Origin of the sequence: Achromobacter sp. UBA5777, assembly GCF_002418565.1 — a bacterium.
Classification (GTDB): Bacteria; Pseudomonadota; Gammaproteobacteria; order Burkholderiales; family Burkholderiaceae_B; genus Achromobacter; species Achromobacter animicus.
In genome coordinates, this window is sequence record NZ_DIEJ01000166.1 from 1 (window position 1) to 2,680 (window position 2,680).

The 2,680-nt window shown below is 67.5% G+C and carries 2 protein-coding genes and 1 pseudogene; 1 reads left to right on the forward strand and 2 read right to left on the reverse strand.

Annotation, left to right across the window (positions count from 1 at the left end):
* Positions 1–898 (reverse strand): annotated as a pseudogene (locus tag B3446_RS13245) (MFS transporter); the annotation flags it as partial.
* Positions 899–980: 82 nt separating this feature from the next.
* Here B3446_RS13245 and B3446_RS13250 point away from each other — a divergent pair.
* The gene (locus B3446_RS13250; RefSeq protein WP_291381659.1) at positions 981–1,985 is read left to right on the forward strand and encodes an Lrp/AsnC family transcriptional regulator; all 1,005 of its coding nucleotides are present in this window, start codon (positions 981–983) and stop codon (positions 1,983–1,985) included.
* 104 nt (positions 1,986–2,089) lie between these two features.
* Here B3446_RS13250 and B3446_RS13255 read toward each other — a convergent pair.
* A partial coding sequence (locus tag B3446_RS13255; RefSeq protein WP_291381661.1) for an ABC transporter ATP-binding protein occupies positions 2,090–2,680 on the reverse strand: 591 nt, incomplete at its 5' end.

Here is a 2,680-nt window from a genome sequence, read left to right on the forward strand (position 1 = left end):
CGGCTGCACCAGCATGAACACGATCAGCGCGACGGTGTTGGCCGCAAACGCGGTCTTGGGGTCGGCGCCGACCTGCCGGATGGCGTAGGTGGGCACGTACGCTACGAAGATATAGAACGCGAACGTGGTCAGCACCGAAAAGCCCACGATGCGCAGCACTTCGCGGGGATGATCGCGCAGCAGCGTGCGCAGCGGCTGCTTTTCGACGCCGGCCTTCTTGGCGTGCGAGAAGGCTTCAGTTTCCGGGATGGCGCGGCGGATCCACATGCCGGCCAGGCCGCCCAGCGCGCCCAACAGGAACGGGATGCGCCAGCCCCAAGCCCCCATGTCGGCCTTGGTGAGCACGGTGGTCAGAATCCAGCCCACGGCGGAGGCGGCCAGGATGCCGACCGCGGCGCTGAAGAAGACGAAGCTGGAATAGAAGCCGCGCTTGTTCGGCGGCGCCATTTCCGCCAGGAAGGTCGTGGCCGAGGCATACTCTCCGCCCAGCGACAGGCCTTGCAGCAGGCGCGCNNAGCAGCAGCGGCGCGGCGATGCCGATGGTGGCGTAGGTGGGCGTGATGGCGATGATGAGCGAGCCGCCTGCCATCATCAGGATCGTCAAGCCCAGCGCGGCCTTGCGGCCATAGCGGTCGGAGAAGATGCCCAGCACCCATCCGCCGACCGGACGCATGAAGAAGCCCACCGCGAAGATGCCGAACGTCGCAAGCAGGGCAGTGGTTTCGTTGCCCGGCGGGAAGAACTGGCTGGAAAAGAAAATGGCGAACGACGCGTAGATGGTCCAATCGAACCATTCCACCGCATTGCCTACACTACCGGCCAGAATCGTGCGGCCGCGCGAAACGGGCGGGGCGCTTGCGCCTTGCGCCGCGCGCAAGGTTGCGGATGTGCTGCTCATGACGTCCTCAAACTGTGTTTTGTTTTTTGGTCAAATAGACCGGTAAATTTTGTGTTTTTATCAATGCGCGAACGTTAGATTAATGAATATGGTCACGTCAAGTAAGGGTAATTCCCTAAGCGCCGCGTTGGACGACACGGATCTCGCGTGCCTCGTCGCGCTGCAGGCGCAGCCTCGCGCGTCCTGGCGCGAGCTGGGCGCGGCGACCGGCATCGCTGAACGAACCGTCGCGCGGCGCATCAAGCGCCTGATGGACGCGGACGCGCTGCGCGTCATTGCGGAGCCGGATCCGCTGGCCACCGGCCGCGGCGTGGTGTTGCATGCCTGGGTGCGCTGCCGGTCTGGCCGGGTGCCGGAGGTGGCCGATCAACTCGCAAAGCTGGACATCAGCCAGCTCGTGGTGACGCTGGCCGGTTCAGCCGACTTGATGGCCGAGCTGACGCTGGCCGACGCGGCCGATATGCCAGACGTGGTGACCCACGTGCTGCCGTCCATCGACGGGGTGGAACACGTGGAGGCGCGCCTGGTGTTGCGGCCGTTCCGGCGCGCGGGCCAATGGCGCATTCAGCCGGCGTCGGGCGGCGATGTGGACGCGCCGCTGCTGTCGCCGCCGGCAGCGTTGACCGATCCCGAGCAGCGCATGGTGTCGCATCTGATGCGCGATGGCCGCGCCAGCCTGGCGGAGCTGGCCGAACGATCCGGCGTCAGCGAACCCACCGCGCATCGCCTGCTGCAGAACCTGGTGGAGCGCCGGGCGCTGAGCTTTCGCGTGGAAGTCGAGCCTGCGCTGGTCGGCTTTCCGGTGGAAGCGGTGATCTCGGTGCAGGTGCGTCCGCAAACGGTGGACGCGCTGGCCGCGCATCTGGCGCTGGATCCCAACACCCGCTGCCTGTTCGGCACCAGCGGCGCGTCGCAGCTTTTCTGGCACGTGCTGTGCCGCGACAGCCTGCATCTGTGGGACGTGGTGACGCGGCGGCTGGGCGAGCTGGACGGCGTGCTGAACAGCGAAGTCGGCGTGGTGATGCGCGCACACAAGCGTTGCGGGATCGTGCGCGCGGGCGCGCGTCTGGGGGCGGACGCTGCGTGATGGCCGCGGAGGCGGTTGGGCGCCCTGAGGGTCCGTTTTCTCGGCCACTCAAGGTGCTTTCGGCGGCCGTCCTACCAGGCGGCCGACCAGGTTCACCCGGTCTGCTAAGCCCCCAGGTAAGCGCGCGCCAGCGCGCCGTCCTTCGCAATGTCTTGCGCAGCGCCATGCGCGGCGACCCGGCCGGATTCCAGCACGTACGCGCGGTCGGCCAGTGACAGCGCCAGCGCCGCCATCTGGTCCACGAGCAGGATGGTCATCGACTCCTTGCGCAGCCGGTCCAGCGCATCGAACAGCTCGTCGATGATCTTGGGCGCGAGGCCCAGTGACGGCTCGTCCAGCAGCAGGATCACGGGTTTGGCCATCAGGCCGCGCGCGATCGCCAGCATCTGTTGTTCACCGCCCGACAGCAGCCCCGCGCGCTGGTGCAGCCGTTCGCGCAGCCGCGGAAAGCGCGTCAGCATTTCCTCGACCCGCGCCTCACGGTCCTGCGGATGCAGGAAGGCGCCCAGGCGGATGTTGTCCAGCACGCTCAGTCCCGGAAACACCTGACGTCCTTCCGGCACCAGCACCAGGCCGCGCGCCACGATGCGGTCAGCGGCCAGACCGTGCAGCTCCTGACCCTGCAGGTGCATGCCGCCTTGCGCGGGCCGGTGCAACCCGGCCAGCGTGCGCATCAGCGTGGACTTGCCCGCGCC